The organism is Thiothrix sp. UBA5583, from assembly GCA_002425225.1.
Taxonomy (GTDB): domain Bacteria; phylum Pseudomonadota; class Gammaproteobacteria; order Thiotrichales; family Thiotrichaceae; genus Thiothrix; species Thiothrix moscowensis.
On the sequence record DILV01000001.1, the window covers coordinates 46,285 to 53,784 of the forward strand.

The window sequence follows — 7,500 nt, forward strand, 5'->3', positions numbered from 1 at the left end:
GTGTAGCCGCAACCATTTTGCCACTGGGGGGAATACCTCATTTATGGGGTAAACCTGCTAGAATCCGCACTTTGCCAACACAAACCCGACTAGCCTCATGGAAAAATTCATCCGCGTTCGCGGCGCACGCACCCACAATCTGAAAAACATCGACGTCGACCTGCCGCGTGACAAGCTGATCGTGATCACCGGCCTGTCGGGATCGGGCAAGTCCTCGCTGGCGTTCGACACGATCTTTGCGGAAGGGCAGCGGCGCTACGTGGAGTCGCTTTCCGCCTACGCCCGCCAGTTCCTGTCGATGATGGAAAAGCCGGACATCGACCACATCGAAGGGCTTTCCCCGGCGATTTCTATCGAACAGAAAACCACCTCGCACAACCCGCGTTCCACCGTCGGCACGATCACCGAGATTTACGACTACCTGCGCTTGCTGTATGCGCGTGCCGGTGTGCCGCGTTGCCCGACGCATCACGTTGATTTACAAGTGCAAACTGTCAGCCAGATGGTCGATCAGGTATTGAGCTTGCCTGAAGGCAGCAAACTGATGCTGCTTGCTCCGGTGGTGCGTGAACGCAAGGGCGAGCATGTGCAACTGTTTGATTCACTCAAGGCGCAAGGCTATCTGCGGGCGCGGGTGAATGGCGTGGTCTACGATCTGGACGCGCCGCCGACGCTGGAATTGCGCAAGAAACACACCATCGAAGTGGTCATCGACCGTTTCAAAGTGCGCGAAGACATGCAGCTACGCCTCGCGGAATCGTTTGAAACCGCGCTAAAACTTGCCAACGGGCTGGCAAGCGTGGCATGGATGGACGGTGACGGCGAAGACATGATTTTTTCCGCCAACTATGCTTGTCCGCATTGCGGCTGGTCGCTGACCGAACTGGAACCGCGCCTATTCTCGTTCAACGCACCCGCAGGCGCGTGCCCGACCTGTGACGGTTTGGGCGTGGAACAGTTTTTCGACCCGCAACGGGTAATTTCCAATCCGCACTTGAGTCTTGCTAATGGTGCAGTACGTGGCTGGGATCGGCGCAACGCCTATTACTTCCAGATGCTCACCTCACTTGCCGATTATTATGGCTTTGATGTTGAAGTACCGTGGGAAGATCTGTCTGAAGCCGTACAAAAACTGATCCTCTACGGCAGTGGCCTGAAGGAAATCGAATTCACCTACATCGGTCAGAAAGGGCAGGTCTATAAACGCGCTCATCCGTTTGAAGGTGTGCTGAACAACCTCAAACGCCGCTACCGCGAAACAGACTCCAGCGCTGTGCGCGAAGAACTGTCTAAATACCTTGCCTCTCGCGCCTGCCCAGACTGCGGTGGCACACGCCTCAACGAACAAGCCCGCAACGTGTTTATTGCCGGACGCAACCTGCCTGCCATCACCCACCTACCGATCGGTGAATGCCATGCCTTTTTCCACATGCTGGCGTTGCCCGGCACACAAGGCAAAATCGCGGAAAAGATCGTGCGCGAAATCACCCTGCGGTTGGAATTCCTAGTCAACGTCGGGCTGGACTACCTGACCCTCAGCCGCAGCGCCGAAACCCTGTCCGGCGGCGAAGCGCAGCGCATCCGTCTCGCCTCACAGATCGGCGCGGGGCTGGTCGGTGTCATGTACGTGTTGGATGAACCATCCATCGGCTTGCATCAGCGTGACAATGACCGGTTGCTGAAAACGCTGTTCCGCCTGCGCGACCTCGGCAACACCGTGATCGTGGTGGAACACGACGAAGACGCCATCCGTTCCGCTGACTACGTGCTCGACATCGGCCCCGGCGCGGGCGTGCATGGCGGCAATATCATCGCCCAAGGCACACCGGCAGAAGTCGCGGCAGTGGATGCTTCCATCACCGGGCAATTCATCTCCGGGCGGCGCAAGATTGCCATCCCGGCGGAACGCACCCCCTTCAACCCACAACGTACCCTCACGGTGGTGGGGGCAACCGGCAACAACTTGCAGGATGTCACCTTGGAAATCCCGCTGGGGCTACTGACCTGCGTCACTGGCGTGTCCGGCTCGGGCAAATCCACCCTGATCAACCGCACCCTCTACCCCTACCTCGCGCGGCATCTGCACGACAGCAGCGTGGAGGTTGCCCCAGTACGTGAAGTCTTGGGTGTGGAGCAGATCGACAAGATCATCGACATCGACCAAAGCCCGATCGGGCGTACCCCGCGCTCCAACCCCGCTACTTACACAGGTGTATTCACCGCCATCCGCGACATCTTCGCCGCTACGCAAGAAGCACGGTCACGCGGCTACCAGCCGGGGCGGTTCTCGTTCAACGTCAAAGGCGGGCGCTGCGAAGCCTGTTCCGGCGACGGCGTGATCAAAGTCGAAATGCACTTCCTGCCCGACGTGTACGTCACCTGCGAAGTGTGCGACGGCAAGCGTTACAACCGCGAAACCCTCGACATCCGCTACAAGGGCAAAAACATCAGCGAAGTACTGGACATGACGGTGGAAGACGCCACCGAATTTTTCGCTGCTGTGCCTGCTATCCACAACAAGCTGCAAACCCTGATGGACGTGGGGCTGTCCTACATCACCCTAGGGCAGAACGCCACCACGCTATCCGGCGGCGAAGCACAGCGTGTCAAGCTGGCGAAAGAGCTATCCAAGCGCGAAACTGGCAAGACCATTTATATTCTGGACGAGCCGACCACCGGGTTGCATTTCCACGACGTTGACCAGTTGCTGAAGGTGCTGCACCGCTTGCGCGATGGCGGCAACACCGTGGTGGTGATCGAGCACAACCTCGACGTGATCAAGACGGCGGATTGGGTGGTGGATCTGGGGCCGGAGGGGGGAAGTAGGGGTGGGAAGGTTATTGCGGTGGGGACGCCGGAAGAGGTGGCGGGGGTGGAAGGGTCGTTTACCGGGGAGTTTCTCAAGCGGATGTTGTGAATCTCCCCGATAAACAAGCTGATGGATATTTATGGCTGCGTTAACATTTCCTGAAACTCAGGGCTAAAGTTTCGCAAAATCGTATCGGGGTCTGTGGAGTCAAACATAATATTCTGGCAGTCGTAGTAGAAACTGCGGATTGCGGTTTCGAGCGGCATTTTGTCGTTGATGCGTTGTTGCAGGATTTTTCTGCCTAATCGAAGTAACATCATGGGGTTAGCGAGTGGCTCTATTTTCTCGGAATAGAATTCGGCAACCTGTCGGCACAGCTCAATGTTGCGGATTTCTAGGAAAATATCACCTTCACTTTCCTGCAAGATGGGGGCAAGCACAATGATTAGCTCTTTCTTGGGGAAAAATTCCATATTGGCAAAGCGGCTCAGGGTTGGGTAGGCGTGGCGTGAGAAGAACACAATGTTTTTCTTGTTCAGGCTACCTTTTTTGGTTGGGTCAAAATACTCAATGTAGCGCGTCAGGATGTCTATCCGTTTTTGCAGAGTGTAGCGGCTGGAGACAGAAAACAGGAAGTTGATGTAAGCATCCAGCGTGTAGAATTCCCTGTTCTCGAAGCTGGGTTGGTTGAACTGCTCTTGCCGCAACGGTTGGCTATCCGTGTAAAACAGGAAAGAGGGGAATTGCCCAAAGGCAAGAATCCTTCCTTCATGTTCCAACTCTGTCAGATAAGCATCGCTTTCTGCTTCACTGGCAAATGCTCGTACACTAATGCCTTCGCCTTCCACACAGTAGTGTTGTAACTCCGACTTGAGCAGTTCGTGAGGTTGACGGTGGAAGAGCTTAGCCATAACCAGCAACTCAATGATACTTAAAGTTTTGTCGCCTGAAAGCAACTCGGAAATACGCGATTGATGTATCTGCTCAATCCCGAAGCGTTGCAGTTCCTCAGTCATTGCTTGGGCTAGTGTAGTCTGGCTTTTAGGAAAGTACTTGATGCGTTCAGTTTTCAGTAGTGTGTGGTCTTGTGGGATGTACATGCACTATCCAATCAGGTTTACTATAGATAAATCTGATTATAGATAATGCCCATCTGGCTGACAAATAAATAATCAATTAATTTTCCTAATTAACGAGTTTTTCCTGTTAAATATAATTAAGCCATATCGTTGACTGATCTTTTATAGAAAATTATTATCGTAATATTATGAATAATCCTTAGATACCGTTACCAGTGGTACAAAAAGGGTTGCTGGATAAAACTTAAGGTTACGAGGAGTAAGAGTTATGTATTATCAATATCAGAAGATTGCTGCTCATTTGCTAAGATTAGATCAACTCCTAGCAGGTTTTCTGTTATTAATTGCAAGTATTTCAGTAAATGCAGAAATGACTTCTCAAGAAGCATCAAAGCGATTGACGGAAATAAATCATATTGCAACGGATTTTATTCTGCCAACTACCAATATAACATTTAATGACCCAGCCACTATCAATGATGGGTATAATTATGCAGATAAATGGGTTAGTGGCAATACCACACTTCATGCTGGTGAAGATATAAATACTACAAATGACTGTGGACGTGCTGTATTAGCAATAGGCAAAGGTATAGTTATTGCTTCTGCTCACGGAGGTGCTAGTTGGGGTGGGATTATTTCGATTCAACATCGGTTTTTAAATAAAAATGGAGTTTATCAGGAAATAGTAAGCCAATATGCACATATTGCACCGCTTGATAGCATTAAAGAGGGTAGTTTTGTTGATGTAGGGCAGAAAATTGGCTATATCGCAGATAAGTCGGGAAATACATGTAGCAGTTCAAAGAGTGATAATCCATACTTTGCAGGTGTATCCAACTCAATGTACTGGGATGTTACGTGGTCACCACATTTACATTTTGAAATCAGAACAAATACCGACTTGACATTTAATAAATGGTTTGGACTTGCTGATTTTCAAAGGTTTGCACCAACCAATTGTACTAATATATCATCGGCATCATTAACTTGCAGGGTTGCGTCTGTTGACAAAGCGGGATATACAGACCCATTAAAATTTATTAATTCAAAGCCTGCTAATCAACTTAACATGGAAATCAAAGATTTCTGGATTAAATCTGGAGAAATTTTCGAAAAAACCCCATCTGGTTTCGATGCCCAATTCAAATTGATAAATAAATCCACATCAACTATGTTCTTGTCACAAGTGGCTTTGGCTTTACATAAAGTAGATGCTGCAAAAACCTACCTTAAAGATATGAAACTTTTTAATAACATTAATCTTAATCCAAATGTACCTTGGCAGACAGGTAAAATTGTGACAGATACACCCACTGCTGGTGATTACTTAGTGATTGCAAAAATTTATCAAAACAATACATGGGTAACATTAGGAGAACAAAAAATCACTATAAAAAGCAATGCAGTTTCAGGTAATTGCCCTTCAAGTTTGGGTACTTTCAACCCGAATATTATTATTCCTGAAAATGAAGTTAAGTTCTTTGAGATACCTGAAGCCCAAATAAGAGCTTTCTTGAGCAATCAAGGAGGTGTACTGTCTAGCTTGGACATGACGTTGGCTAAGCTGGCTACTTCTAGCTATCCATTTGATCCAGTTGAGAACACGAAACGCGGTGGGAAAACTGCTTCTCAGTTTTATACGACCGTTACTAACCCACTAGCACGTTGGGGATTGCAAGAGCTTGCTAATAATACACCGACTAATCAACGTTATGATGCTGCAAAACTCATTTATTTGACTGCAAAAGAAAATAAAATGAATCCGGTATTATTGTTGGCTTTTCTTCAGAAAGAACAAAGCCTTATCAGTTCAGCCTCCATGAACTATAGCGGCAGTGTGCTTTTAAAGAAATTAAATGAGGCTACAGGTTATGGCGTTAAAGGCAGTGGTACAGATCTGACATATTATGGATTCCTTGCGCAAATAGCAGGAACAAGCTGGGATATGACCAGCAAGATGAATAATGGTACGTCTTTTGCAAGATGGGCAACAGATTATGCTACATCACCAAATGATGAGGAAAATTTGTTTAAAGCTTATTCATCTTATCGGCAGTATTTTATGAGCATGGGTTACTCACCGTGCGCAACACCAAGTGTTGTAGATAAAATTCCAACCTTTAGTAGCGTAACCTTACCTACAAGTGTAACAGTGCCGGGTAAGCTGTATTTTACAGGTGCTTTATCTGATGATAAAGGTTTGTCAATGCTGAGCATGATGGTTAGTGGGCCAAAAGGCAACGATATTCTTGGATTCAGTAATACACTTTCTGGTACGTCTGTAAGTTTGTCTAGTTACTATTTTGATAGTAGTAGTTCAACCTATGCAGGAACACCGGGAGTGTACACCGTAACTTTGTGGGCAAAAGATAATGCAGGGCAAGCAGTAGAAGGAGCAAGGTTCACCGTAACTGTACAGGGCGGCAGCGTAAATGCTCCTACCAATTTGCGGGTTAGCTTTAGTGGAACTAGTTACACACTTGCATGGAATGACAATAGTTCTAATGAGGCTGGCTTTAAGATTGAACGTAGTACTGATAATAAGGCTTGGCAAGAAGTAGGCTCAACAGTTTCTAATATTGCCCAAATATCAGGCTCAACAGTGGGCATAACTTCGGGTACAAAAGTGTACTTCCGTGTCAGGGCGTTTAGTGGTTCTACTTACTCAGGCTATAGCAATGTGCTGGAGTTTGTTGTTCCGTCTGTGAAGACTCTGAGCAGTGTGAATGTCACCTGTCCAGCTAGCGTAAACGAGAACAGCAGTGCTTCCTGTTCAGCGGTTGCCTCCTTCAGTGATGGCAGCACCACCAGCAGCGGTTTCAGTTGGTCGGAAAACTCCAGCTACGCCAGCATCAGCAGCAGTGGGACACTGACCACCAGCAGCGTCAGCAGTGACCAAAGTGTGGCGGTAACGGCAAGTTACACCCACAACGGCACAACCAAGAGCGGCAGCAAAACCCTGACCATCAAGGATGTAGTCGCACTTGATAGTATGAAGTTTGTGACTGATTCACCAAAAGACGACACAGTGTTCAATGGTGGTGATTCGTTCGATAAGAGTTGGGTATTACAAAACACCGGTACAAGTACATGGAATAGTAGTTACTGTCTCAATCCTGTTACAGGTGGTAGCAGTTTGGGATCAGTCAAGGCGTGTGTAAGCGGTACAGTAGCACCGGGAGCCAGCCATACGTTTGTTGTCAAGATGAAAGCCCCTATAGCTCAAGCAACTGAAATGACATACAGGCAAGACTGGCGTTTAACCAATGCTGCGGGAGTACGGGTAGGTACATATGACGTATATGCACGCATTAAGGTGAAAGGTGGGGCGAAGACCCTGAGCAGTGTGAACGTCACCTGCCCAGCCAGTGTGAACGAGAACAGCAGTGCTTCTTGTTCAGCGATTGCTTCCTTCAGTGATGGCAGTACCACCAGCAGCGGTTTCAGTTGGTCGGAAAACTCCAGCTACGCCAGCATCAGCAGCAGTGGGACACTGACCACCAGCAGCGTCAGCAGTGACCAAAGTGTGGCGGTAACGGCAAGCTACACCCACAACGGCACAACCAAGAGCGGCAGCAAAACCCTGACCATCAAGGATGTACCACCTGC

The 7,500-nt window shown here is 48.7% G+C and carries 3 protein-coding genes; 2 read left to right on the forward strand and 1 reads right to left on the reverse strand.

The window, feature by feature from the left end; translation table 11 throughout:
- Positions 1–97: 97 nt before the first annotated feature.
- Positions 98–2,917, forward strand: a complete 2,820-nt coding sequence (uvrA, locus tag B2U47_RS00215; RefSeq protein WP_296682943.1) for an excinuclease ABC subunit UvrA — start codon at positions 98–100, stop codon at positions 2,915–2,917.
- Positions 2,918–2,946: 29 nt separating this feature from the next.
- Here the strand turns inward: uvrA and B2U47_RS00220 are convergent, their stop codons facing one another.
- Positions 2,947–3,909, reverse strand: a complete 963-nt coding sequence (locus B2U47_RS00220; RefSeq protein ID WP_296682940.1) for a hypothetical protein — start codon at positions 3,907–3,909, stop codon at positions 2,947–2,949.
- Between the two features lie 247 nt (positions 3,910–4,156).
- On the opposite strand from B2U47_RS00220, the gene B2U47_RS00225 reads away from it, so the two are divergent.
- Positions 4,157–7,500: NBR1-Ig-like domain-containing protein (locus B2U47_RS00225; RefSeq protein WP_296688187.1), on the forward strand; the 3,344-nt coding region annotated here is incomplete at its 3' end.